Here is a 24,225-nt window from a genome sequence, read left to right as displayed (position 1 = left end):
TCGGCACAAGGCGTGGCAGGAGCGGATCGCGTCGTCGCCTAGGACAATCGTCCGGGGCGTCGGAACCTGACGACCTGGACGAGGCTGTTTCGCGATGGAACTGTTCACCCACCGCCTGCGGCTTCATGCCGATCCTTCCCGCGTGGTCGTAAGGCCCTTCCATATCGCTTGGGCGGGGAACGGCGGCGGCCCTAGCCGCACCGAGCGGCTCGTCGCCGAAGTGCTGGAGATGGGGCCGGAGGACGCGCGTAACGAGCTCGAGGAGGTCTTGAAGGACTTCGAGGCACGGCACTGGCAGACGCGGCGGGTGTTCATGACCCGCTATGACGAGATCGAAGGGCTGCTCGATCTCGATGGCGCCGACATCGGCGATGTCAAGCGCCAGCTGATCGGCGCCTATTTTTGTCACGAATATAGCTATGCCGCCGCGGCGCTGATGAACCCGAGCGCGGTCCCGCATTTCGACCAGTCGGGCATGCCCGAGGGTTCGATGCGGATCCTGATGTCGCTGCGCGCGGTCGGCGAGGGGCATATCTCGTCGGTGGCGTTCCGCGAGGGGATCATCACCGATCGCAACCAGCTGAAGCTCGCGCCCGAGCCGCCGTTCGCGACTGCGACCGACGCGATCGGGCGGGGCGAGGAGGAGATGCCGGCGGGGCCGGTGACGGTCTATCGCCACCGCGACAGCACGCTGTCGGGCACCGTCATCTTTCCGATCACCGAGGCGCAGTCCAAGGGTTTGGAGGACCTGCGCATCGTCCATTTCCGCCACGACGACGGCAGCGAGGAATGGATCGGGACCTACACCGCGTATAACGGCTCGCAGATCCAGTCCGAGCTGCTCCGCACCAAGGACTTCCGTGCGTTCGATCTGGTGCCGATGACCGGCCCGGCGGCACGCAACAAGGGCATGGCGCTGTTCCCCCGCAAGGTCGGTGGGCAGTATATGATGATCGGGCGGTCGGACGGCGAGAACCTGTTCCTGCTGAAATCGGACAAGCTCGAGCATTGGGAGGACGGCGAGAAGATCCTGACCCCGACCTACCCGTGGGAGTTGGTGCAGATCGGTAATTGCGGGCCGCCGATCGAGCTCGACGAGGGCTGGTTGCTGCTCACCCACGGGGTGGGGGCGATGCGCAAATATTCGATCGGCGCGGTGCTGCTCGACAAGCGCGATCCGGGCAAGGTTATCGGCCGCACCACGCAGCCGATCCTGGCCGCCAAGGACCAGGACCGCGAGGGATACGTTCCTAACGTGGTCTATTCGTGCGGTGCGATCCGCCACGGCGACGACCTGTTCCTGCCCTATGGCATCGCGGACAGCTCGATCGGCTTTGCCTTCGTGAGCATCCAGGAGATGCTGGCGGCGATGTGAGGCGCGGCGCAGGCGCGGCCAAGCCCGCGCCGATGCGCCCGGCAGAGCCGGGCCGCAGCGCCCCGCCCGGCCGGCGGGTCGGCCAAGCCGAACCCGTTCGACGGCGGCTTTGCCGCCGGCGTGAGCAGGCGCCGTGCAATGTTGGCCGTCAGCGCCCGTTGCGGCGCAAGGTCTTTTCGATCAGCCACAGATGGAACACATGGACGGCAACGAAAATGCACCCCACGCCGATCAGGGCGGGTAAGACCATGCCCTCCTGGCCGGGCCGAGGATCGAAATTCATCGCTCCTGCAACAAAAAGGATCAGGACGAAGATTGCCAATGCCGGAGTGAACATCAGCGCGGGCACCCGAGGAGCTGACCAGTTCACCGTTCCGGACCAAGACCATTGCATCGGCAATCTGGCTTCGTTCCTGAAACGAAGGTTGGCCGATACCGACAGCGCGACCATTGCGGATCCAAAAACAAGCGCAACAACCGGCACGATCATGGCACCCACCTCTCAGCACCTAAGTGGCATGAAATGGATGTCAGCAAGAGATGCGATCCGTCAACAGGCGCCCTGTCCTACAACCTGATTTCCGTGCAACACCCACTCTAAACCGCTCGCTCTTTCTCAGTCATGCAATGTCGGCAACGTCCGAAATTCGCAATTTTCCCCTCACCGATCCGCGGCAACTTCGGCAGCACGGGAAGGAAGCGCACCCGTGTAGGTTGTGACTTTCCAGTGACCTTTCGCAATTCCCAAGGCCTTGCACCGGCGGGCGACAGCCTCAAGCCGCCATGCTGAAGACCCGTGGCCCGTCAGGAATGCAGCCGAAAGCATCTACCCTGCCGCCCGCCGCGTGTACCGGTACAACCCCGCCACCAGCCCTGCGAACACCAAAGTTCCCCCGCCCAGCGCGAACGGTGCAAATCCGTCGCCCACCACCGCCAGCGGTGCATCGCTGTCGGTCGCATATACCAGCCCGGCGAACCCCACGCCCCACAGGCTTTCGCCGACGATCAAGCCGGTCGCGGTCAGCACGCCGAAGCGGATCGCGCGCTCCGGATCGGGCGTGCGCGTCGCCCAGCGGTCGTAGGTCCAGCCGACGCACGCGCCGATCACCACGGGCAGCGTCACCGCCATCGGCAGGTAGATGCCCAATCCGACGCCGAGCGGCGGCAGGCGCATCACCTTCGCCCGGCCGAGCAGTTCGTCCGCCACGATGACGCCCACGCCGACGAGCGCCCCGATGCCGATCATCGACCAGTTCAGATCGCCGCCCAGCACACCCTTGGCCAGGGCCGAAATCAGTGCGGCTTGCGGGGCGGGCAGGGCGTTCGGCCCTGCGCCGGGCGCCCCCGCAAAGCCCAGGGTGCCGTTGAGCAGGTCGAGGACTGGCGGGATCACCAGGCTGCCGAAGATCACGCCGATGACGAGCGCCACTTGCTGCTTCCACGGAGTCGCGCCGACGAGCTGGCCCGTCTTCAAGTCCTGAAGATTGTCGTTGGAGATCGTCGCGACGCCGAAGACGATCCCGGTGACGATCAGCGCATAGGCGACCAGCGCCTGCGTCGTGGCAACCGGCTGATCGCGGCCGAACAGCCCGACCAGCAGCAGCGACGAGGCGAGTATTGCGAGGATGCCGATACCCGACACCGGCGAATTGGACGCGCCGATCAGCCCAGCCATATAGCCGCATACCGCCGCGATCACCAGTCCCGCGACGAGGATGAACACCAGCGCCCCGGCGATCAGCGACACCGCCGACGCCGCCAGCACGCCGCCCGTAATCGCCGACCACAGCAGCGCGGCGATCGGCACCAGCACCGCGAGCGATACCGCGACGACGACGCCGAAGGGCAGGTCACGCTCCTCCAGCGCCACGGTCGCGCCGCTGCGCGCGGATCGGCTGGCCGCGATCGAGGAGCGGATGCCCGCGGCGACCGGCCCGATGATCTTTGCCAGTGTCCAGATCGCGGCGACGCCGATGACGCCGGCGCCCAGAAAGCGCACGTCGCTGCGGAACACGCCGGTCGCCCAGGCTTCCACACTCCCCGCCGCGGGGCTCATCGCGGTCAGGATCGGCAGCGCGATCCACCAGCCGATGACGACTCCTGCCAGCATCGCAAGGCCCACGGAAATGCCGACGAGGTGCCCCGCGCCGATCAGCGCGAACGACAGCCCGCCCGAGATGCCGGTCGCGCCCGCGCCGGTGCGAAACCACACGGCGGCCTCCCCCACGACGAGCTTGGTCTGGGCAAGCACCGCGAAGCCTGCCGATACCAGCGCGTTGACGACGATGACGCGCAGGCCCCTGGCGCTTTCCTCCTCGCCCTCCCGGCTCCCGGCGCCGATCTTGAGCACCTCGGCGGCGGCGCGACCCTCGGGATATGGCAGCGGAGAATCGACGACGAGCGCACGGCGGAGCGGCACCGAGAACATGACGCCCAGGATGCCGCCGGTCGCGGTGATCCCTGCGGTTAGCAGATAAGGAAAGCCCTGCCACCAGCCGATCATCACCAGTCCCGGCAGCACGAAGATGATCGCGGCCAGCGTGCCCGCCGCGCTCGCGACGGTCTGGACGATGTTGTTCTCCAGGATCGTCGCGCCGGGCAGATAACGCAGGATCGCCATCGAGATGACCGCCGCGGGGATCGAGGTCGCGAAGGTCAGGCCGACCTTCAGCCCCAGATACACGTTGGCGGCGGTGAACAGCAGGGTGATGATGCCGCCGAGCACGATACCGCGCAGGGTGAGTTCGCGCATCGAGGACGCAGGGGTGGCAGGTATTCTGGATCCGATCATGCGGGCAGCGTAGCGTAGCTGCTGCTGCCCCTCAATTGCCCGGCTGCTCGTGCTTTCGGCGAACCTTGGCGAGTGGGGTCAGCCAATCGGCGAGCGCAATCCCGGTTTCTGCGATGGCGTGCAGGATCACGTGCCCGGCGGCACGCGCGTCGCTGAGCGCGTCGTGGTGACGGTGGGTGAGGCCCAGGTGGCGGGCGAGCGTGCCGAGCTTGTGATTGGGCAGATCGGGCCAGGCGCGGCGTGCCACGACCACGCTGTCGAGCCAGCGGGTCGCGATGCGGTCGCGCTCGTGGACCAGACATGCCTTGGCCAGCGCGCGCCGATCGAAGCTGGAATGCGCGACGGTCAGGCGCCCGGCGAGGTGGGTGTCGACGATGTGATGGACCTCGCCGAAATGGGGCGCTGCGGCGACGTGGTACGCGGCGATGCCGTGGATGCGGGTGTTGAAGGGGCTGAAATCGTCACGCGGGTCAATCAGCGTTTCCCAGGCGAATGTCTCACGGCCCTGGGTGAAGGCGACGATGCCGATCTGGCAGATGCTGCTCGACCGCGAACAGGCGGTCTCGACGTCGATCACGACGAAGTCGGGGGTGGTGGACATGGGTGCGCTTTACAGGGCGAGCGTTGCGGGGTCACCCTCACCCTCACCCTCACCCTCACCCTCACCCTTCCCATCACCTGCGGTGGTGGGCCCCTTCCCTCTCCCCCGGGAGAGGGAGAGACGCGCAGCATCGAAGGGTGAGGGTGACTTACGCTCGACACTTTCGCTTCCGCTCCGCTAGGCACCGCAAAGCGAAGAAGGGGTGTGAGCATGGAACCGTTGCGGGTGGCATTGGCGGGGCTGGGGACGGTCGGCGCAGGGGTCGTCGCGTTGCTCGACGCGCATGGCGATCTGATCGCGCGGCGTGCGGGGCGGCGGATCGAGGTCGTCGCGGTGTCTGCGCGCGACCGCGCCAAGGACCGCGGCGTCGATCTGACGCGCTTCGCCTGGGTGGACGACACCACGACCCTGGCTCAGGCCGAGGGAGTCGATGTCGTGGTCGAGCTGGTCGGCGGGTCCGACGGGCCGGCGCTCGCCTTGGCGCGCGCGACTTTGGCAGGGGGCCGTGGCTTCGTGACCGCGAATAAGGCGATGCTGGCGCATCACGGGCTGGAACTGGCGCGCGCGGCCGAGACAGCGTGTGTGCCGCTGAAGTTCGAGGCTGCGGTCGCGGGCGGCATTCCCGTCATCAAGGGGCTGCGCGAGGGCGCAGCGGCCAATGCGATCTCGCGGGTGTACGGCATCCTCAACGGAACCTGCAATTTCATCCTGAGCAAGATGGAGGCGGAAGGGCGCGACTTCGCCGATGTGCTGAGCGAGGCGCAGGCGCTGGGCTATGCCGAGGCCGATCCCGGCTTCGACATCGACGGGGTCGATGCCGCGCACAAGCTGGCGATCCTCGCGGCGATCGCCTTCGGTACCCGGCCGGCGTTTGGCGACGTCGCGACGCACGGCATCCGGCCCGTGCTGGCGGCGGACATCGCCGAGGCGGCGGCGCTCGGCTATCGCATCCGGCTGGTTGGCGTGGCCGAGGCGAGTGCCGCGGGGTTGTTCCAGCGGGTCCACCCCTGCCTGGTGCCGGTCGATCATCCGCTGGCGCACGTGACGGGATCGACCAACGCGGTCGTCGCCGACGCCGACTTCGCTGGACGGTTGCTGTTTCAGGGGCCGGGCGCAGGCGCCGGGCCGACCGCGAGCGCGGTCGTCGCCGACCTGATCGACATCGCGCGCGGCGATTGCAGCCTGCCGTTCGCCATGCCCGCCGATGCCCTGGCCGAGGCGACGCCCGCCGATGCGGGCGAACGGCGGGGTCGCGCCTATCTGCGCTTTGCGGTGCAGGACAAGGTAGGCGTGCTGGCCGAAATCGCCGCGGCGATGCGTGACGCCGGCGTGTCGATCGAGAGCCTGATCCAGCGCGGCGCTACCGACGATGGCCGGGCATTGGTGGCGATCGTCACCCATGAAGGGCCGGAACGCTGCGTGGCGCAGGCGCTGGAACGGTTGCGGGGGTCGCAGAGCCTGGCCGGCGCGCCGCTGCTGATGCACATCCTGGAGTAGGGCGACCTATCTCGCGGCGGGTTCGTTAAGCGGAATGGCGACGCGCTTGCCCGCATCCTGGCGCCGGGCCTTGCGAACTTTGGCATCGGCTACGCCGTCTGATATTGCCGTGACCAGCCCCTTCACGCCTGCGGCCAGGAGCGGGCCGCCAATGCCGACCTGGCAGCCCCGCTGTGTCGCCGCACACGGCGTCCCCTCCGCGGCAAGCGCCACGTCCGCGCGGAGATAGGGGTTGGAGGGCGTAGCACGGTCGGATGGCCCGCGCTCGTCGGGCAGCGGCAGTCGCTGGACGTCGGCATCGCGGCCGCAGACGACGATGTCGTTGCCCACCGTCTCCCCCGAGGCGCGTCCGCACGGTTGCGCAAGGATCGAAAAGCGCTCTGCCGGCGCGGCGGAGGTCGCCCGTGTGACGACGCCGGCTGCCGGCACCGAGACCGCTTGGAGCAAAGCGAGGAGAATCACGGCGCCGGCTTGCGTCGCGTGACGCTGCCGTCGAAGCCTATGCCGATCGACACGCCCGCCATGCCGCCGCCGACCAGGAAGGGGCTGAGTTCGCGAACCGGATTGGTCGGCGCCTGAAGCCGCGCGCGCTCGGCGGCCACCGTCTCGTAGCGGGGATCGCCGGCATCGCGGACGACCAGGGGCACGCGGAAGCGGTCGGCGTGGCGCAACCCGCAGACCGTTATGTCTGTCGAATCGGGATCGACAACGCACCCCTGCTCGGCGGCAAGCCGTGCGCGCGCAGTTGTGAGAAGGGGGTCGTCGGCAACGGCGATCAGCAGCAGCAGCGGGATCATCGGGCGCCCTTCCTCGTGTCGCCGTCACGATGCCGCGTGATTGCGGCGGAACTGCGGTCGCGTCAGTCCGAGACCGGCGCGACGCCCAGACGAGGGATCTCGATCGCCGGACAGCGGTCCATCACCACCTGCAGGCCCGCCGCTTCGGCGCGGGCGGCGCCGGCTTCGTTGAAGACGCCCAGCTGCATCCACACCGCTTTCGCCCCGATCGCGATGGCTTCGTCCACCGCCTCGCCCGCGGTATCGGAGCGGCGAAAAATGTCGACGATGTCGATTTGGTTGCCCAGCTGCGACAATTCGCGGAAGACGAATTCGCCGTGGACATGCTCGCCCGTGATCTGCGGATTGACCGGGATGACGCGGTAGCCATGGTTCTGAAGCGTCGCCATGACGCGGTAGGAGGGACGATCGGGCCGGTCGGAAGCGCCGACCATCGCGATCGTGCGCGCGCTTTCGAGCAGCGCCTTGATATCGGCATCGGCGGTCAACGGCATGATGAGGCTCCAGCTCGTTCGCGCATCAACGCCCTGGAGACGCCGCGGGTTCAGTGGGTCTCCAGCCAGGCGGCGACGTGCGCCGCGATCGGCGCGAATACGGTGTCGTCGGCATCCGCTGCCGGGGGCGTGCCTGCATCCGAGGCGGTGCGGATCGCGATCGTTAGCGGCACCCGGCCGAGGAACGGGATGCCGAGCCGCGCGGCTTCTTCTTCTGCACCGCCGCGGCCGAAGGGGTCGGAGACTTCGCCGCAATGCGGGCAGGCATAGCCCGCCATGTTCTCGACCAGGCCGATGACCGGAATCCCCGCCTTTTCGAACAGGTCGTACGCGCGGCGTGCGTCGATCAGGGCCAAATCTTGCGGCGTGGAGACGATGACCGCCCCTGCCGGGCGGTGCTTCTGGACCATCGTCAGCTGGACGTCGCCCGTGCCCGGCGGCAGATCGACGATCAGCGTCTCGGCGGCGCCCCAGGCACCTTCCACCAGCTGGGTCAGCGCACCCGCCGCCATCGGCCCACGCCATGCCAGCGCGCGGCCCGGCTCGACCAATTGCCCCATCGACAGCAGCGGCACGCCGTAAGGCGTTGGGACGGGATCGAGCACCTTGTCGTGCGCGGTCGGGCGCGTGCCCTCCACCTGCATCAGCCGCGGCTGCGACGGTCCATAGATGTCGGCGTCGACCAGCCCGACGCGCTTGCCCGCGCGCGCCAGCGCGATGGCGAGATTGGCGGCGAGCGTCGATTTGCCCACCCCGCCCTTACCGCTGGCAATCGCGACGATGCGGCGGACCAGGCGCTCTGCGGTGACCACGATGCGGACATCGGCGACTCCGGGCAATGCGGCGGCGGCGACGCGGATCGCGGCTTCGCAAGCGTCGCGGTCGGCCGCCGACATGCCCGTCGCATCCAGGACGACGCCGACGCGCGCGCCTTCGATGCGGGCGGTTGCGCGGGCGCCCGCGACGGCGGCTACGGCGTGGGTGAGGCGGTCGCGATCGATCATGCGCGCCAGATAGGACCGACCGGATCGCTTGGCACTGTTTTTCGCCGCAAGGGTTCTTATAACGGTGTCATGAAGATCATTCCGGGCTGGTTCGCACGCCCCTCCATCCTCCCCCCGATCATCCTCCCTGCCGAGACGCCCAAAGGCCCTTGGGGGAATAATGGCAACGACGGCAGCGGCGGAGGACCGCGCAACCCCTGGGCGCAGCCGCCGGGCGGGCGCAAGGTGCCGGGCAAGTCGTCTGCGCTGGACGAATTTCTCAAGCGCACCCGCGGGCCAGGCGGTGGTGGCGGTCAGGGCGGCGGCTTCGGCGGCTTTCCTACGCCGTCGAACCCCGGCGCCTTGTGGGCGATCGGCGCGGCGATCCTCGTCGGCCTATGGCTGGTGATGACGTCCTTCCACCAGATCGGGCCGCAGCAGCGCGGGGTCGTTACCGTCTTCGGCAGCTATGTGGGGACGCGTGCTCCCGGGATTCAGCTTACCTGGCCGGCGCCCATCGCTAGCGTGCGCAAATATGACGTCAGCCTGGTGCGCACGGAGAATTTTCCCCGCGGCGACGGTGTCAATCTCACGCTGACCGGCGATCAGAACATCGTCGATCTGACCTATTCGGTGCAGTGGAACATCGCCGACCCGAAGGATTACGCCTTCCAGCTCGCCAAGCCCGAGGACACGGTGCGCGCCGCCGCCGAGAGCGCGATGCGCGCGGTGATCGCGACGACCAGCCTGGATCAGGCGCTAGGTTCGGGACGCACCACGATCGAGAGTCGCGTCGCAGAACAGACGCAAGCCTTGCTCAACAGCTATCGCGCCGGCGTGCGCATCCAGGGCGTGTCGATCAACCGCGCCGCCGCACCCCAGCAGATTGTCGAGGATTTCAACAAGGTGACGGTCGCGCAGCAGGAAGCGGTGGGCGAGGTGAACCGCGCGCGCTCCTATGCGCAGCAGGTCGTCGCCAAGGCGCAGGGAGAGGCGGGCGCGTTCGACCGCGTCTATGCCCAGTACAAGCTGGCACCCGAAGTCACCCGCCGCCGCATGTATTACGAGACGATGGAGAAGGTTCTGGCGCGCAGCGACAAGACGGTGATCGAGCAGGCGGGCGTCGTGCCCTATCTCCCGCTCGGCCAGACCAGGCGGGTGCCCGAACCCGCGATCGCCGCACCCGCGGCGCCGGCGCAGGGAGCGGTCCAGTGAACGGCCTGTCGCTCAACTGGCGCAACCCGATCGTCGGCGCGATCGCGACGTTGCTGCTCGTGATCCTGGCGGCGGCGACCTTTGCCATCGTGCCGGAGACGCAGCAGGCGGTGGTGTATCGTCTGGAACAGCCGATCCGCGTCATCAACCGGTTCCAGCCTGGCGAACGGCTGGGCGCGACCGGCGCGGGGCTGATCGCACGCCTGCCGTTCATTGACCGCATCACCTACGTCGACAAGCGCGTGCTAGACCTCGATCTGGAGAACACGCCGGTCCTCTCGACCGACCAGCAAAGGCTGAACGTCGACGCCTTCGCTCGCTTCCGGGTCGTCGATCCCAAGCGCATGCTCGCGACCGCGGGCAGCGAGGAAGGCGTCGCCAATCAGCTTCGTCCCCTCTTCGGTTCGACGCTGCGCAACGAACTGGGCAAGGTGCGCCTGACGGTGCTGCTTTCGGCCGAGCGCAGCCAGGTGATGAACGCGATCCAGCGCGGGCTGGAACGTCGTGCGCGCCAATATGGAGTCGAGATCGTCGACGTGCGGATCAAGCAGGCCGAACTGCCCGACGGCACGCCGCTGAGCAGCGCGCTCGCCCGGATGCAGACCGCGCGTCAGCAGCAGGCAATCACGATTTCGTCGGAGGGCCAGCGTCGCGGTGCGATCATCCGTGCCGATGCGGATGCCGAGGCCGCGCGCATCTATGCCGGCAGCTTCGGCAAGGACGCCGACTTCTACGACTTCTACCGCGCGATGCAGTCCTACAATTACACCTTTGGACGCGGCAATACCGAGGGCGCGGGATCGACCAGCTTCGTGCTGTCGCCCAACAACAGCTATCTGCGCGAATTCGAGGGGCGGGGTCGGTAGAGCTATTGGGCTTCGCCTCTCGCGAACCCATATTCGTTGAGTATTCAAATGGCGTTCAGGCTGGATCGGCGATGAACGATCCGTCCGGTACGCCGTGAACGAGAGGAACTTCGACCAGTGCGTTATGCCTACGCCATTACCGGTGCGCTGCTGCTTGGCGGTGCGACCGCCAGCCTGGCCCTTCAGCCCGCGCCCCAGGTAGCCCAGAACGACCCCACCCAGATGCAGACCGTGGTGCCGCGCGCCGGCGCGCCGGGATCGTTCGCCGATCTCGTCGCCAAGCTGCAGCCCGCGGTCGTCAATATCTCGACCAAGCAGACGATCGTGCAGCAGGCGCAAGCGAACCCCTTCCAGGGCACGCCCTTCGGCGACCTGTTCGGCCAGTTCGGCGGCGGCCAGCAGGGCGGCCCGCCCGTCAAGCGCCAGGGCGCGTCGCTGGGATCGGGCTTCATCATCTCGGCCGACGGCTACGTGGTCACCAACAACCACGTCATCGCACCCGGCGCGCGCGGCGCGTCGGTGGACGAGATCACCGTGACGCTGCCCGATCGCAAGGAATATATCGCCAAGGTCGTCGGCCGTGATCCGACGTCGGATCTGGCGCTGCTCAAGATCAACGCCACCGGCCTGCCGTTCGTGCGCTTCGGCGATTCGACGCGGGCGCGTGTCGGCGACTGGGTGGTCGCGATCGGCAATCCGTTCGGACTGGGCGGCACGGTGACCGCAGGGATCGTCTCGGCGGTTCACCGGGTGACTGGCGGCGGCGCGGCGGATCGTTTCATCCAGACCGATGCCTCGATCAATCAGGGCAATTCGGGCGGGCCGATGTTCAATCTCCAGGGCGACGTGATCGGCATCAACAGCCAGATCTTCTCGCAGAGCGGCGGTAACATCGGCATCGGCTTTGCGATTCCGGCAGAAGACGCCAAGCCGGTGATCGACACGCTGATGAAGGGCGTCGCGATCAAGCGCGGCTATCTGGGCGTCGGCATCCAGCCGGTGACCGACGACATCGCAGCGGCGCTGGGCCTGCCTAAGGACCGCGGCGAGCTGATCTCGCGGGTCGAGCCGGGCGAGGCTGCGGCCAAGGCGGGGTTGCGCGCCGGCGATGTCGTCGTCCGGGTCAACGGCAACGAGGTGAACCCGGATACCACGCTCAGCCGTCTTGTCGCGAACGTCGCGCCGGGCGGGCAGGCGAGGCTCGAGGTGATCCGCGACGGCCGACCGCAGACTATCAATGCGGTCGTCGGCACGCGTCCAAGCGAGGAGCAGATGGCGGCGCTGACCGGCGCCGAGGGTGCGGACGATGGTCTGCCCGACGATGATGGCGCAACCACGCCCACGTTGCCGGCGGCGAACCCGCTGGGCGTGCAGGTGGTCCCGCTGACCCCGCAGATCGCGCGGTCGGTGGGCGTGGACTCGACCATCTCGGGGGTCGTCGTCGCCACGGTCGATCCATCGACCGATGCGGGCCAGAAGCTGAAGCGCGGCGACGTCATCACCGCGGTCAACTTCACGCCCGTGCGGACTCCGGCCGACGTGCTCGCCCGCGTCGGCGCGGCACGCACCCAGGGGCGCGACCAGGTGATCCTGTCGATCCAGCGCGGCCGGACCCCCGGTGCGGTGCCGGTCAAGATCCGCAAATAGCCTCCGTCGATCCTCCCCGGTTCTGCGGGGAGGATCGACAGGGCGCGCTTTGTGAATCGCTGCCGTCGGGATACACTCGCTCCTCGATCAGGAGCGTGACGATGACCGACGGCATCTACATCGGCAGCGGCCCCGGCGGCACGCAGCCGCAGACCCTCACCCTGAAACGCGCCAACCGCCACGGCCTGATCGCGGGCGCGACGGGCACCGGCAAGACGGTGACCCTCCAGGGAATTGTCGAAGGGTTCAGTGCGGCGGGCGTGCCGTGCTTCGTCGCCGACGTGAAAGGTGACCTCTCCGGCCTCGCCATGGCTGGATCGCCGACCGCCAAGACCCATGATGCCTTTGCGGCGCGCGCGGCGGAGATCGGCGCCACCGGCTGGACGTACCGTGCCACCCCGGTGCAATTCTGGGACTTGTTCGGCCAGAGCGGCCATCCGATCCGCACGACCGTCAGCGAGATGGGACCGCTCCTCCTCGCCCGACTGATGGACCTGAATGCGGTGCAGGAAGGCGTGCTGACGATTGCCTTCCACGTCGCCGATGGCGAAGGCTTGCTGCTCCTCGACCTCGACGATCTCCAGGCGATGCTCAGCCATTGTGCGGGGCGCGCCGAGGAACTGACGACGACCTACGGCAACGTCTCGAAACAGTCGATCGGCGCGATTCAGCGCTCGCTGCTCCAGCTACGCAGCCAGGGCGCGGAGCATTTCTTCGGCGAACCGGCGCTCGACCTCGATGATTTTATCAGCGGGGACGACCGGGGTAGCGGGATTGTCAACATTCTCGCCGCCGACAAGCTCATGCAGAGTCCGAAGCTGTATTCCACCTTCCTGCTGTGGCTGCTGTCCGAGTTGTTCGAACATCTTCCGGAAATCGGCGATGCCGACAAGCCGGTGCTGTGCTTCTTCTTCGACGAGGCGCACCTGCTGTTCGACGATGCGCCAGCCGCCCTGCTGGAGAAGATCGAACAGGTCGTGCGGCTGATCCGGTCGAAGGGGGTCGGCGTCTATTTCATCACCCAGAACCCGATCGACATCCCCGACAAGGTGGCCGGCCAACTCGGCAATCGCATCCAGCACGCGCTGCGCGCCTTCACGCCACGCGATCAGGCCGCGGTGCGATCCGCCGCCGAGACGTTCCGCGCCAACGCCGGCGTCGATGTCGCCACCGCAATCACCGAGTTGAAGGTCGGTGAAGCGCTGGTGTCGCTGCTTCAGCCCGATGGTTCGCCTTCACCGGTCGAGCGCACGCTGATTACACCGCCCGCCAGCCGCGTCGGACCGGTAACCGCCGATGAACGCCGCACGCTGATCGAAACCGACGCGATCGGCGACAAATACGATGCGCTGGTCGATCGCGAGTCGGCCGAGGAGATGCTCGCGGCCAGGACGGCGGAGGCGAGCGCTGCGGCTGCCGAAGCAAAGGCGGCGACGGATGCGGAAAGGACCGCGGCAACGCAGGCGAAGGGCGATGCGAAGGCGGCGCGCGAAGCAGAGCGGGTCCGCGTGGCCGCGCAGCGTGAAGCCGATCGCGCCGCAAAAGCCTCACCCTGGACCCAGATGGCCACCTCGGCGACGCGCGCCGCCTCGTCCTCTATCGGGCGCCAGGTGGCCAATGAGATCGGCAAGCAGGTATTCGGCGGCGGCAAGCGCGGCACCGCTGCGGGCGGGCTGATCGGCACGATCACCCGCAGCGTGCTGGGCAATCTGTTCCGCGGACGATAGGATGTTCGCAAGCCATTGGGGTAAACGGCAATGACGCTCGACTTCGACACCGGCACCACCGATTGGTCCACGATAGGCACGGGCCTGCTCGACGATACGATCGCGCTGCGCCGCGCGATCCATGCCGATCCGGAAATCGGACTCCATTGTCCGCGCACCACCGACAAGGCCAAGGCGGCACTCGCCGGATTGCCGCTGGAGATCCACGACAGCCGATCGACCACCGGCTTCATCGCGATCCTGCGCGGGGGGCGGGAGCAGGCGGGCGACAACGGCCGTACCGTGCTGCTGCGCGGAGACATGGACGCGTTGCCGATGCAGGAGGAGACCGGGCTGGCTTTCGCTTCCGGCACCCCCGGCGCGATGCACGCCTGCGGGCACGATTCGCATACCGCGATGCTGGTCGGCGCGGCCAAGGCGCTGTGCGCACGCGCCGAGACGCTGCCGGGAACGGTCGCGTTCATGTTCCAGCCGGGCGAGGAGGGGCATCACGGCGCGCGCTTCATGATCGAGGACGGTCTGCTGGCGAAGGCCGCGCCCGATGCGGCGTTCGCGCTCCACATCTCGCCGAACATGCCGACCGGCGTCGTGGTGAGCCGCGAAGGGGCGCTGCTCGCCTCGGCCGATACCATCTCGGCGACGATTACCGGGCGCGGCGGGCATGCGGCCATGCCGCACGACTGCCTCGATCCGATCCCGATCGCGTGCGAGATCGTCGGCGCGCTGCAAAGCTACGTCGCCCGCCGGATCGCGGTGAGCGACCCCGCTGTGCTGTCGATCACCCAGTTCAATGCAGGCACCGCGCACAACATCATTCCCTCGACGGTTGAGTTGCACGGCACGCTGCGCACCCTGTCGGAAGCGACGCGCAGCGAGATGCACGGCGCCTTTCGTCGCATCGTAGAGGGCATCGCCGCCGCCCACGGCGCCACCGCGGAGGCGCGGATCGACGCCGGCTACCCCGTCACCGTCTGCGACCCGCGCGGCACCCGGCTGATGGCGTCGTGCGCCGCCGCGATCGGTGCCGACTATGCCGCCATGCCCGCGCCGATGATGGGCGCCGAGGATTTCAGCTACGTCCTGCGCGAAGTTCCCGGCGCGATGGCGTTCATCGGCGTCGCGCCCGCAGGCACCGACCCGGCGACCAACCCGCCGCTGCACAACACCCGCATGACGATCGACGAATCGGTGATGGCCCGCGGCATCGCGCTGCACTGCGCGGTGGCGGAGCGGTTTTTGGAGCGGGGATTCGATTGAGGTGGGTAGGGCGAAGCCCAACTATCGTACGACCGTCGCCCCGGCCTTGAGCCGGGGCCCCGCTTCTTCCTCGACGTTGCAGCTATGCCAACAGGTCGAAGAGATCGCACCAGTCCGGATTGCCACGTTCGATCAGGTCGAACTTCCATTCGCGCCGCCAACGCTTCATCCGCTTTTCCTGCGCTATGCAGGCCACGATCTCATCTCCACGATCGGCCCAGACCAACCGTGTCAGCCCGTAACGTGCGCAATGCGCCGACCCCGAACCGGTACGATGCTGATGCACACGCGCTGCAAGATGCGCAGTGACGCCGACATACATGGCGCCGCGATAGCGGTCGGCCATGATGTAAACCCATCCTCCGCCCGGTCCCTCGCTCATCGGATGAAAAGAGAAGAAGCGGGATCCCGGGTCAAGCCCGGGATGACGAGAGGTTTACTGTAGAACATCTGCGGCCATGCGAACGCTCGCTCCCTGCCTGATGACGTGTTCTGGTGCTACCTATCGCCGCTTCACCCTGAACCGCTCCAACGCGGCCCGGAACTCCGCCGGCAGGCTGCTCACGTCCTGCTGGCGTTCCATCACCATCACCACGTCGCAGGTCGCGATCGGGCGGCCGTCGTCGAAGGCGGCGGCCAGGATGCACCAACTGCGCGTGCCGATCTCGCCGATGGCGGAGCGGATGACCAGATCGGTCGGGTGGTGCCCCTCCGCCAGATAGTCGATCTTCACCTGCGCCACGAGCCAGCGATGGCCGCGAAAGCGCACGAGGCCGAGCGCGTGGTTCAGGCGAACGCGAGCGGTTTCGAACAGCGCGCCCATCGCGACGTTGTTGATATGCCCGAGCGTATCCAGATCCTGGAACCGCGTCGGGATCACCGCGTCGTGCGCATAAGCGGCGGGATCGAGCCGCCAGCTTTCCGGCCGCGGCATCAGCGCCCGCTCACGAGGGATCTGCCGCCGGTCGCTGACGTCTGCTTCGCAAGATTCAGGTTCATTTTACCCTTTCGTCGCCCCGGCTTCGTTCCGGGGGAATATGGCTGACTCAATCGAAGGCGGCGTCAGAGCCGCTCCACGATCGTGACGTTGGCTATGCCGCCGCCTTCGCACATCGTCTGCAAGCCATATCGCCCGCCGTTCTTGTGGAGCGCATGGACCAGCGTCGCCATCAGCTTCGTGCCGCTGGCACCCAGCGGATGGCCCAGCGCAATCGCGCCGCCGTTGACGTTCAGCTTGGCCGGATCGGCGCCGGTGTGCCCGGCCCAGGCGAGCGGCACCGGCGCGAAGGCTTCGTTCACCTCGTAAAGGTCGATTTCGTCGATCGTCATGCCCGCGCGCTTCAGCGCCTTGTCGGTGGCGAACAACGGTTCTTCCAGCATGATGACGGGATCGCCCGCCGTCACCGTCAGGTTGTGGATGCGCGCAAGCGGGGTGAGGCCATATTGCTTCAGGGCGCGCGCGCTGACGACCAGCACCGCACTGGCGCCGTCGCAGATCTGGCTGGCGTTGGCGGCCGAGATGACGCCGCCTTCCTTGAGCAGCTTCACCGCGCCGATCGACTCGGGCGTCGCGTCGAAGCGGATGCCCTCGTCGGTGTCGTGCAGTCGCGTGCCTTCTGGAGTCTCGATCTCAAGCCCGACGATCTCCTGCGCGAAATCGCCCCGCTGGGTCGCCGCCGCCGCACGCCGGTGACTTTCGGCGGCATAGGCATCGAGCATCGCCCGGTCGAAACCGTATTTGCGCGCGATCATCTCCGCACCCACGAACTGGCTGAACTGGACGTCCGGGAAGCGCGCCTCCTGACGCGGCGACTTGGACCCGCCCAGGCCCGCCTGCGCAAAGAGCGCGCCGGTCGATCCCATCGGCACCCGGGTCATCGATTCGACGCCGGCGGCGATCACGACGTCCTGGGTGCCGCTCATCACCGCCTGCGCGGCAAACTGGATCGCCTGTTGCGAGGAGCCGCACTGGCGGTCGATCGTCACCGCGGGCACGGATTGCGGCAGCTTGGAGGCGAGCACCGCGCCGCGCCCGACCTGAAAGCTCTGCTCGCCGCCCTGGCTGACGCATCCCATGATGACGTCCTCTACCGCTGTCGGGTCGATCCCGGAACGGTCGACGATCGCATCGAGCACCGCGCCCGCCATGTCCGCGGGGTGCCAGCTTGCGAGCCGCCCGCCGCGGCGGCCTCCTGCGGTGCGTGCCGCCTCGACGATATAGGCTTCGGCCATCTCTCGCTCTCCATTATGCTTTAACGCCGCTCTCGCGCATATCGCGGGGCGGGACAAGATGGTCCGGGCAAACGGGAGACGCGGGCGATGCGGGTCGGTGAAGCAGTGACCGCGCGGCGATCGGTGCGCGCTTTCCGCGACGAACCCGTCGCCCTCGATCTCCTGCGGTCGCTGGCGGTGCAGGCGTCGCGCGCGGCGACCGGCGGCAACCTCCAGCCTTGGCATGTCGACATCGTCCACGGCGAGGCGATGGCACGGCTCAAGGCGATCATGGCGCAGACGCTGGCAAGCGGGCAGCTGGAGCCGGCGGCCTATGATATCTACCCGCGCGACCTGGTCGATCCCTATCGCGCCCGCCGGTTTGCGATCGGCGAGGCGATGTACGCGCGTCTGGGAATACCACGCGACGACAAGCCCGCACGGCTTGCATGGTTCGCGAACAACTTCGCCTTCTTCGGTGCGCCCGCCGCCTATTTCGTGACGGTCGATCGCCGCATGGGACCGCCGCAATGGGCGGACCTGGGCATGTATCTCCAAACCTTGATGCTGCTGGTGGTGGGCGAGGGTTTGGGAAGTTGCGCGCAGGAGGCGTGGGCGGTGTATCCGCAGACTGTCGAAAGATTCCTTGGCACGCCGCCCGAGCGGATGATCTTCTGCGGCGTTGCGATCGGGTGGGAGGATACGGACGCGCCGGTGAACCGGTTGCGGAGCGCGCGTGCGGAGGAGGGGGAGTGGTTGCGGGTCATCGAATAGCCGCTCGTCCCGCTCACAATTCTTCCAGGTCCGCAAAGCCCCGCGCCGCTAAGGCCGGCGCAAGCGCAGCCTCGCGCCCGCCCAGCCGGGTGAACACCGCCACCCCGCGCGCCGCCTCGTCGGGCCAGTCCTGTCCCTGGGTCAGCGCGAGGATCCGCCGCGCGATGCCCTCCCCGCCATCGACGAAGCGCAAAGGTCGCGGCGCCGCCGCCGCCAATTCTGCCTCTACCAACGGGAAGTGCGTGCAGGCGTTGACCACCACGTCGATCGCGTCGCCGCCGGGCTGCCCGAGCAGTCCGTCGAGCGCCGCGGCGAAGGCTTCGGGGGCGGGCGCCTCGCCGCGCAGCTTGGCCTCCGCCAGTTCGACCAGCGCCGCCGACCCGTGGCGCAGGACGGCGCAATCACCCGCAAAGCGTGCTGCCAGATCATCGACATAGCGCTGACGCACCGTCGCGGCGGTGCCCAGCACGCCGATCGTCCGTGTCCCGCTTATCGCGGCGGCTGGGCGAATCGCGGGGACGGTGCCGACGACGGGCAGGTCGAGCGCCGCGCGCACCGCCGGCAGCGCGATGGTCGATGCGGTGTTGCACGCGATGACGATCAGGCGCGGCCGATATCGCTCGGCCAGCCGCCCGAGCAGCACCGGCACCCGTGCCGCGATCTCGGCCTCGTCGCGGATGCCGTAAGGAAACCCGGCCGAATCCGCGGCATAGACGAACGGCGCTCGCGGCAGGGCGGCACGCGCCGGCGCCACGATCGACAGGCCACCGACCCCGGAATCGAAGAACAGGATCGGGCGCGCGTCTGTCATCGGCGCTTTCTAGCCCGGTGGTGCAGGACAGCAAGGTTGACGCATGATAATGGTCATGCGTGAAACGATCGACTATCCTCGCGTCGACAAGGGGGCGCAACGGGTGAGCACACAGGTGCTATGGGTCGCGCCCACGATGGCGCTGATCGTCGGATATGTGCTGGGGTCGATCCCGTTCGGGGTGATCCTGACGCGGCTTGGCGGCGCGGGCGATCTGCGCACGATCGGTTCGGGCAACATCGGCGCCACCAACGTGCTGCGCACCGGGCGCAAGGGGCTGGCGGCGGCGACGTTGGCGCTGGATGTGGCCAAGGGCGCGGCGGCGGTGTTGCTGATCGAATGGCTGTCGCCCGGCGACGGCGTGCTCGCGGCGATCGGCGCCTTTATCGGTCATTGCTTCCCCGTCTGGCTGCGGTTTCGCGGGGGCAAGGGCGTGGCGACGTTGATGGGCGTGGCGCTGGCGCTGAGCTGGCCGGTCGGGCTGGTCTATGCGGCCGTCTGGCTGGCGCTGCTCGCGCTTCTGCGCATCTCCTCGCTCGCCGGCATGGCCGCGGCGGTCAGCGCGCCGGTGGCCGCGGCGCTGTTCGACCGGTTCGACATCGTGCTGGCGCTGCTCGCCTTCGCGCTGATCGTGCTCTTTAAGCATGGCGCCAATATCGAACGGCTGCTGGACGGCAGCGAACCGAGGATCGGCGGCGCGGCGAAATGACGGCGCAGGACGGATCGGGAATGGCCGACGCCGCCGCGCGGTTGCGGCTGATCCGGACGCAAGGCATCGGTCCGATCACCTATCGTCAGCTGATCGCGCGGTTCGGCCACGCGCACGCCGCCTTGGAGGCGCTGCCGATGCTGGCGCAGCGCGGGGGAGGCAGGGTGCCGCCGATCGCCGACGCGAGCGCCATCGCCCGAGAGATGGCGGCGACCGATCGGCTCGGCGCACGCTACCTGTTCCTGGACGGTGCCGATTACCCATCGCTCCTGGCCGAGATAGAGAACGCGCCGCCGGCGATGATCGTCCGCGGCAACGTGGCGCTCGCCCAGGCGCCATGCGTCGCGATCGTCGGCGCGCGCAACGCGTCTGCCGCGGCGTGCCGCTTCGCGCGCGAACTGGCGCATGCGCTGGCCGATGCCGGAACCACCGTCGTCTCCGGCCTGGCGCGGGGCGTAGATACGGCGGCGCATGTCGGCGCGTTGGGCAGCGGCGCCACCGTGGGCGTGATCGCTAGTGGGATCGACATCGCCTTTCCGCCGGAGAACCGCGCCCTACAGGAGCGTGTTGCCGTCGAAGGTCTGCTGATTGCCGAGCAGCCACCGGGAACCGAGCCGCGCGCTCGCCACTTTCCCTATCGCAACCGGATCATCGCCGGCCTGTGCGCCGGCACCGTCGTGATCGAGGCGGCGCCGAAATCCGGCTCGCTCATCACCGCGCGACTCGCCGGCGAGGCAGGGCGCGAAGTGATGGCGGTGCCCGGCAGCCCGCTCGATCCGCGCGCGCAAGGGTGCAACCTGCTCATCCGCGAAGGCGCCACGCTGGTGCAGAATGCCGCAGACGTGCTGGAGCAGATCCGCCCGATCGACGCGCGTGCGGTGCGCTCCCCCGGCAGCAGCTACGCCGGCCCGCCTCCGGAGGACGCGAGCGACCGTGATCGCGGCGTGGTGGTGACGCTCCTCGGGCCGGTGCCGGTATCGGTTGACGAGATGATCCGCCAATCCGCGCTGGCACCCGCAGTGGTGCATACGGTGCTGCTGGAACTGGAACTCGGCGGACGGCTGGAGCGGCACGCGGGCGGGCGGGTGAGTTTGGTGTGAGGGTGGCAGGAAACGCCTAATAGCGGACATGCTTGGATCGCGATATGGCGCCGGAATGTCTCAAGCCTTCCTAACCGTTGAGGACGTGTTCGACGTTACAGGGCGAGGGCTGATCGTTGTGCCCGGCCCCTTGCAGGACGAGTATACCGGGCCTCGCCAGTTCCCTGTCACCCTCCGGACACCGGAGGGGATCGAGCGCTCGGCTATCCTCACGCTCGAACACATGTTTCAGTTGCCGCCGCCGAAGGAACACCGCTGGGTTTGCTTGCTGCACGGTGTTACAAAGGCCGACCTCCCCGTTGGAACGGAGGTGTGGTCGACCGAGCCGTAGGTCCGCTATCCATCAAACTCCGGCATACCGCTGCGGCTGCCCCGCACGGCAGGGCAATCGGATGAGCGGCCGCAACGCGTTCTGCACGTGACGGGCACAATCTTGCGACAATTGGTGTTTAGGCGCCCGAAGCTCAACGAGTGACGGGACTGATATGCGTACAGCTGGCTTGGGATTTATCGCGGTGATCGCCCCCGTGGCGGCAGTGGCTCAGGTCGCGCCGGCACCGGCGCCCCAGGCGCCCGCACCCGAGGCAGCGCAGGACGACGAGGAGGAACCCGTCGGCGCCGATATCGTGGTGACCGGATCGCGTACCCCAGCAGGGTCGGTGGTCGGCGACATCCCGCCCGAGATCACGCTCAGCCCGGCCGACATCCGTTCCTATGGCGTATCTTCGGTCGCCGAACTGCTCACCGAACTGACCCCGCAGACGACGAGCGGGCGCGGGCAGGGTGGCGCGCCGGTTGTGCTGCTCAACGGGCGGCGCATTTCGGGTTTCCAGGAAATCCGCAATCTGCCGACCGAGGCGATTGCCCGCGTGGAGGTGCTGCCCGAGGAGGTGGCGCTGAAATACGGCTATCGCGCCGACCAGCGCGTCGTGAACTTCGTGCTGCGCCGCCGCTTCCGCGCCGCCACGGTCGAACTGGAGAACGGCGTCGCAACAGAAGGCGGACGCATGGCGCCCGAGGCCGAACTGGACCTGGTCCAGATCGCGCGCGACACCCGCGCGAGCCTCCACCTGGAATATGAAACCGCCGCTGCGCTGACCGAGGCGCAGCGCGACATCAGCGCGGCCGGCACCGTGGCCGCGGTCGGGCAGGGCGGAACGGCGATCGACCAGACCGAATTCCGCACATTGCTGCCCCGCACCCGCGCGTTCAACGCCAACGGCGTTTATGCCCGGCCTCTCGGATCGGCCCAGGCGAGCCTGAACGGCAGCATCGCGACCAGCGACAGCGTCGGCACGTTCGGCCTGCCGACCGTGTCGCTGGCGACGCCCACCGGCACAGTCGTGCGCGCGATCGACGCGGGCGAGCCGCTGCGCCAGCGCAACCAGTCGCTGACCGCGCATCTGGGCAGCACCCTGAACGGCAATGTGGGTGGGGCCGGCAGCGCGTGGCGCTGGACGGTGACCGGCGTCTATGACCGGGTGGAGAGCCGCACCTTCACCGACACCGGCGTCGATGCCGGGGCGTTCCAGGCCCGACTGGCTGCGGGCGATTCGAGCGCCAACCCGCTCGGGTTGCTCGGCCCCGCCGACATTGGGGTGGCGGCAGCGAACAGCGGCTTTTCGACCTCTAGCAGCGCGGGCGTCGACGGCTTGCTGAACGGGACGCTGGCGTCGCTGCCCGCAGGCAATGTCTCGACCTCGCTGCGCCTCGGAGTCGATACGCTCGACTTCACCAGCCGGTCGTTCCGCGCCGGGCTCGACACCCGCGGGCAGGTCTCACGCGACACGGCCAGTGGCCTGTTGAACGTCGACGTGCCGCTCACCAGCCGATCGCGCGAGATACTCGGCGCGATCGGCACCCTGTCGCTCAACGGCAACGTCGGCATCGACCGGCTGTCCGACTTCGGCACGCTGACCACGATCGGCTATGGCGCGAACTGGTCGCCGATCGACGCGGTGCGGGTGATCGCCTCCTACACGGGGCAGGAGGACGCGCCGAGCGCGCAGCAACTCGGCAACCCACAGGTCACGACGCCCAACGTGCGCGTCTTCGACTATGTGCGCGGCACGACGGCGACGGTGACGACGCTGAGCGGCGGCAATCCGAACCTGCTGGCGAACGATCGCCATACGACCAAGCTGGGGCTGACGATAAAGCCGAAGTCGAACCTCGACCTGACTTTGGTGGCCAATTACGTTTCCGCGAGCACCGACGATCCGATCGCCAGCTTCCCCGCCATCACCTCGGCGATCGCGGATGCGTTCCCGCGCCGGTTCACCCGCGATGTCGGGGGCAATCTGTTGAGCGTGGACACACGACCGATCAACTTCGCGCGAAGCGAGCGATCCGAAATGCGCTGGGGCTTCAACCTATCTCTGCCGTTGAAATCCAGGATCCAGCGCGAACTGGAGGCGTTCCGCGCCGGCACCGGGCCGAACCCGTTTGCGGGGCTGACCCCGCCCGGCGGACGGCGGCCGGGCGGCGAGGGCGGGCCGCCGGGCGAAGGACCGCCTCCGGGCGGACCCGGCGGTGGCCAAGGCGCAGGTGGCCAGGGTGGCGGACGGGGCGGCTTCGGCGGCGGTGGGGGCCGCTTCGGCGGCGGCGGACCGGGGGGCGGCGGCGGCCGATTGCAGTTCGCCGCCTATCACACCTGGCACTTCACCGACCGGGTGCTCGTTGCCCAGGGCGGCCCCGCGCTCGACCTGCTGAACGGCGATGCGATCGGCGGCAACGGCGGCCAGCCGCGTCACGAGGTCGAGGTGCAGGCGGGTTATGCCAACAACGGCATCGGCGTGCGCCTGTCGGGCAATTACCGCAACGCAACGCAGGTCGACGGCGGCACATCGGCGGCGAGTTCGGTCGGCACGCTGAACTTCGGCAGCCTGGCGACCGCGAACCTGCGCGTCTTCGCCGATTTCGGTCAGCGGCTCGATCTCATCAGGAAGAACCCATGGCTGCGCGGGGTCCGGGTCGTGTTCTCGGTCGATAATGTCGCCAACACGCGCCAGCGGGTGACGGACGCGACCGGCATCGTGCCGGTGAATTTCCAGCCGGGCTATGTCGATGCGCTCGGGCGGACGGTGCGGCTGTCGGTGCGCAAATTGTTCTTCTGAACCGCAGGCAGGGCAGTCGCCTATCGACTGCTCCCCTCCGGCACAGACCGGCGATCAGGCTCGCGCAGCGAGAAGAAGAGTGTTTCACGCGGAGGCGCGGAGGCGCAGAGGTGTTTCGCTTGGAGGCCGCGTCTGGCCTCCGCGATGGCGATCAGATCGTTTGCTGCGCAGCCGGCTCGTTCCGAGTGTGAGACCTCCGCGTCTCCGCGCCTCCGCGTGAATAAATCTTCTTCGCAATCTGCTGATCGCCAGCC

22 protein-coding genes are annotated in these 24,225 nt (G+C 68.1%); 11 read left to right on the top strand and 11 right to left on the bottom strand.

Features of this window, described 5'->3' with window-relative positions; translation table 11 throughout:
- The first annotated feature begins 94 nt into the window (after positions 1-94).
- Positions 95-1,375: a glycoside hydrolase family 130 protein gene (locus tag VF643_RS02235; protein WP_331041723.1), complete on the top strand. Its 1,281-nt coding sequence runs from the start codon at positions 95-97 to the stop codon at positions 1,373-1,375.
- A gap of 148 nt (positions 1,376-1,523) precedes the next feature.
- Here VF643_RS02235 and VF643_RS02230 read toward each other — a convergent pair whose 3' ends face one another.
- From VF643_RS02230 to VF643_RS02220, 3 genes are all read right to left on the bottom strand, one after another.
- A complete protein-coding gene (locus VF643_RS02230) occupies positions 1,524-1,865 on the bottom strand; it encodes a hypothetical protein (protein ID WP_331041722.1) in 342 nt (113 codons plus the stop codon).
- Positions 1,866-2,201: 336 nt separating this feature from the next.
- Complete coding sequence (locus tag VF643_RS02225; protein ID WP_331041721.1) at positions 2,202-4,166, bottom strand: OPT family oligopeptide transporter; 1,965 nt, start codon at positions 4,164-4,166, stop codon at positions 2,202-2,204.
- 31 nt (positions 4,167-4,197) lie between these two features.
- The gene (locus tag VF643_RS02220) at positions 4,198-4,767 is read right to left on the bottom strand and encodes an exonuclease domain-containing protein (protein ID WP_331041720.1); all 570 of its coding nucleotides are present in this window, start codon (positions 4,765-4,767) and stop codon (positions 4,198-4,200) included.
- 210 nt (positions 4,768-4,977) lie between these two features.
- Here VF643_RS02220 and VF643_RS02215 point away from each other — a divergent pair, with 210 nt between their 5' ends.
- A complete protein-coding gene (locus tag VF643_RS02215; protein ID WP_331041719.1) occupies positions 4,978-6,264 on the top strand; it encodes a homoserine dehydrogenase in 1,287 nt (428 codons plus the stop codon).
- Positions 6,265-6,270: 6 nt separating this feature from the next.
- Here VF643_RS02215 and VF643_RS02210 read toward each other — a convergent pair whose 3' ends face one another.
- The 4 genes from VF643_RS02210 to VF643_RS02195 form a co-directional block, all read right to left on the bottom strand.
- A complete protein-coding gene (locus VF643_RS02210) occupies positions 6,271-6,693 on the bottom strand; it encodes a hypothetical protein (protein WP_331041718.1) in 423 nt (140 codons plus the stop codon).
- A gap of 29 nt (positions 6,694-6,722) precedes the next feature.
- Entirely contained in the window at positions 6,723-7,061 is a 339-nt protein-coding gene (locus tag VF643_RS02205; protein ID WP_331041717.1) for a hypothetical protein, read from the bottom strand.
- Positions 7,062-7,123: 62 nt separating this feature from the next.
- Complete coding sequence (locus VF643_RS02200) at positions 7,124-7,555, bottom strand: CoA-binding protein (RefSeq protein ID WP_331041716.1); 432 nt, start codon at positions 7,553-7,555, stop codon at positions 7,124-7,126.
- Between the two features lie 50 nt (positions 7,556-7,605).
- A complete protein-coding gene (locus tag VF643_RS02195) occupies positions 7,606-8,559 on the bottom strand; it encodes an Mrp/NBP35 family ATP-binding protein (protein WP_331041715.1) in 954 nt (317 codons plus the stop codon).
- Positions 8,560-8,628: 69 nt separating this feature from the next.
- On the opposite strand from VF643_RS02195, the gene VF643_RS02190 reads away from it, so the two are divergent.
- The 5 genes from VF643_RS02190 to VF643_RS02170 all read left to right on the top strand — a co-directional run bounded on the left by VF643_RS02190 (position 8,629) and on the right by VF643_RS02170 (position 15,250).
- Positions 8,629-9,753 carry a protease modulator HflK gene (locus VF643_RS02190; RefSeq protein ID WP_331041714.1) on the top strand — a complete coding sequence of 375 codons (1,125 nt, stop codon included), beginning with the start codon at positions 8,629-8,631 and terminating at the stop codon, positions 9,751-9,753.
- Positions 9,750-10,619 carry a protease modulator HflC gene (locus VF643_RS02185; protein ID WP_331041713.1) on the top strand — a complete coding sequence of 290 codons (870 nt, stop codon included), beginning with the start codon at positions 9,750-9,752 and terminating at the stop codon, positions 10,617-10,619. The genes VF643_RS02190 and VF643_RS02185 overlap by 4 nt, the downstream gene beginning before the upstream one ends.
- Positions 10,620-10,736: 117 nt before the next feature.
- Complete coding sequence (locus VF643_RS02180) at positions 10,737-12,266, top strand: Do family serine endopeptidase (protein WP_331041712.1); 1,530 nt, start codon at positions 10,737-10,739, stop codon at positions 12,264-12,266.
- Positions 12,267-12,367: 101 nt separating this feature from the next.
- Complete coding sequence (locus VF643_RS02175) at positions 12,368-13,993, top strand: helicase HerA-like domain-containing protein (RefSeq protein WP_331041711.1); 1,626 nt, start codon at positions 12,368-12,370, stop codon at positions 13,991-13,993.
- Positions 13,994-14,023: 30 nt separating this feature from the next.
- Complete coding sequence (locus VF643_RS02170) at positions 14,024-15,250, top strand: M20 family metallopeptidase (RefSeq protein ID WP_331041710.1); 1,227 nt, start codon at positions 14,024-14,026, stop codon at positions 15,248-15,250.
- An 82-nt stretch (positions 15,251-15,332) separates the two neighbouring features.
- Here VF643_RS02170 and VF643_RS02165 read toward each other — a convergent pair whose 3' ends face one another.
- The 3 genes from VF643_RS02165 to VF643_RS02155 all read right to left on the bottom strand — a co-directional run bounded on the left by VF643_RS02165 (position 15,333) and on the right by VF643_RS02155 (position 17,482).
- Complete coding sequence (locus VF643_RS02165; protein WP_331041709.1) at positions 15,333-15,632, bottom strand: GIY-YIG nuclease family protein; 300 nt, start codon at positions 15,630-15,632, stop codon at positions 15,333-15,335.
- Positions 15,633-15,752: 120 nt separating this feature from the next.
- Positions 15,753-16,184, bottom strand: a complete 432-nt coding sequence (locus VF643_RS02160) for an acyl-CoA thioesterase (RefSeq protein ID WP_331041708.1) — start codon at positions 16,182-16,184, stop codon at positions 15,753-15,755.
- Between the two features lie 128 nt (positions 16,185-16,312).
- Positions 16,313-17,482 carry an acetyl-CoA C-acetyltransferase gene (locus VF643_RS02155; protein ID WP_331041707.1) on the bottom strand — a complete coding sequence of 390 codons (1,170 nt, stop codon included), beginning with the start codon at positions 17,480-17,482 and terminating at the stop codon, positions 16,313-16,315.
- A gap of 87 nt (positions 17,483-17,569) precedes the next feature.
- On the opposite strand from VF643_RS02155, the gene VF643_RS02150 reads away from it, so the two are divergent.
- Positions 17,570-18,235, top strand: coding sequence for a nitroreductase (locus VF643_RS02150; protein ID WP_331041706.1), 666 nt, complete (start codon positions 17,570-17,572; stop codon positions 18,233-18,235).
- 13 nt (positions 18,236-18,248) lie between these two features.
- On the opposite strand, the gene murI is transcribed toward VF643_RS02150, so the two are convergent.
- Positions 18,249-19,046 (bottom strand): glutamate racemase, encoded by a 798-nt coding sequence (gene murI, locus VF643_RS02145; protein WP_331041705.1) that lies wholly within the window; start codon positions 19,044-19,046, stop codon positions 18,249-18,251.
- Between the two features lie 136 nt (positions 19,047-19,182).
- Here murI and plsY point away from each other — a divergent pair, with 136 nt between their 5' ends.
- The 3 genes from plsY to VF643_RS02130 all read left to right on the top strand — a co-directional run bounded on the left by plsY (position 19,183) and on the right by VF643_RS02130 (position 23,971).
- Positions 19,183-19,755 (top strand): glycerol-3-phosphate 1-O-acyltransferase PlsY, encoded by a 573-nt coding sequence (gene plsY / locus VF643_RS02140; protein ID WP_331041736.1) that lies wholly within the window; start codon positions 19,183-19,185, stop codon positions 19,753-19,755.
- The gene (gene dprA / locus VF643_RS02135) at positions 19,752-20,855 is read left to right on the top strand and encodes a DNA-processing protein DprA (protein ID WP_414713769.1); all 1,104 of its coding nucleotides are present in this window, start codon (positions 19,752-19,754) and stop codon (positions 20,853-20,855) included. The genes plsY and dprA overlap by 4 nt, the downstream gene beginning before the upstream one ends.
- Positions 20,856-21,340: 485 nt before the next feature.
- A complete protein-coding gene (locus tag VF643_RS02130; RefSeq protein ID WP_331041704.1) occupies positions 21,341-23,971 on the top strand; it encodes a TonB-dependent receptor in 2,631 nt (876 codons plus the stop codon).
- Positions 23,972-24,225 lie beyond the last annotated feature (254 nt).

Origin of the sequence: Sphingomonas sp., from assembly GCF_036387595.1 — a bacterium.
Classification (GTDB): Bacteria; Pseudomonadota; Alphaproteobacteria; order Sphingomonadales; family Sphingomonadaceae; genus Sphingomonas.
This window is presented reverse-complemented; position numbering and strand designations above follow the sequence as displayed.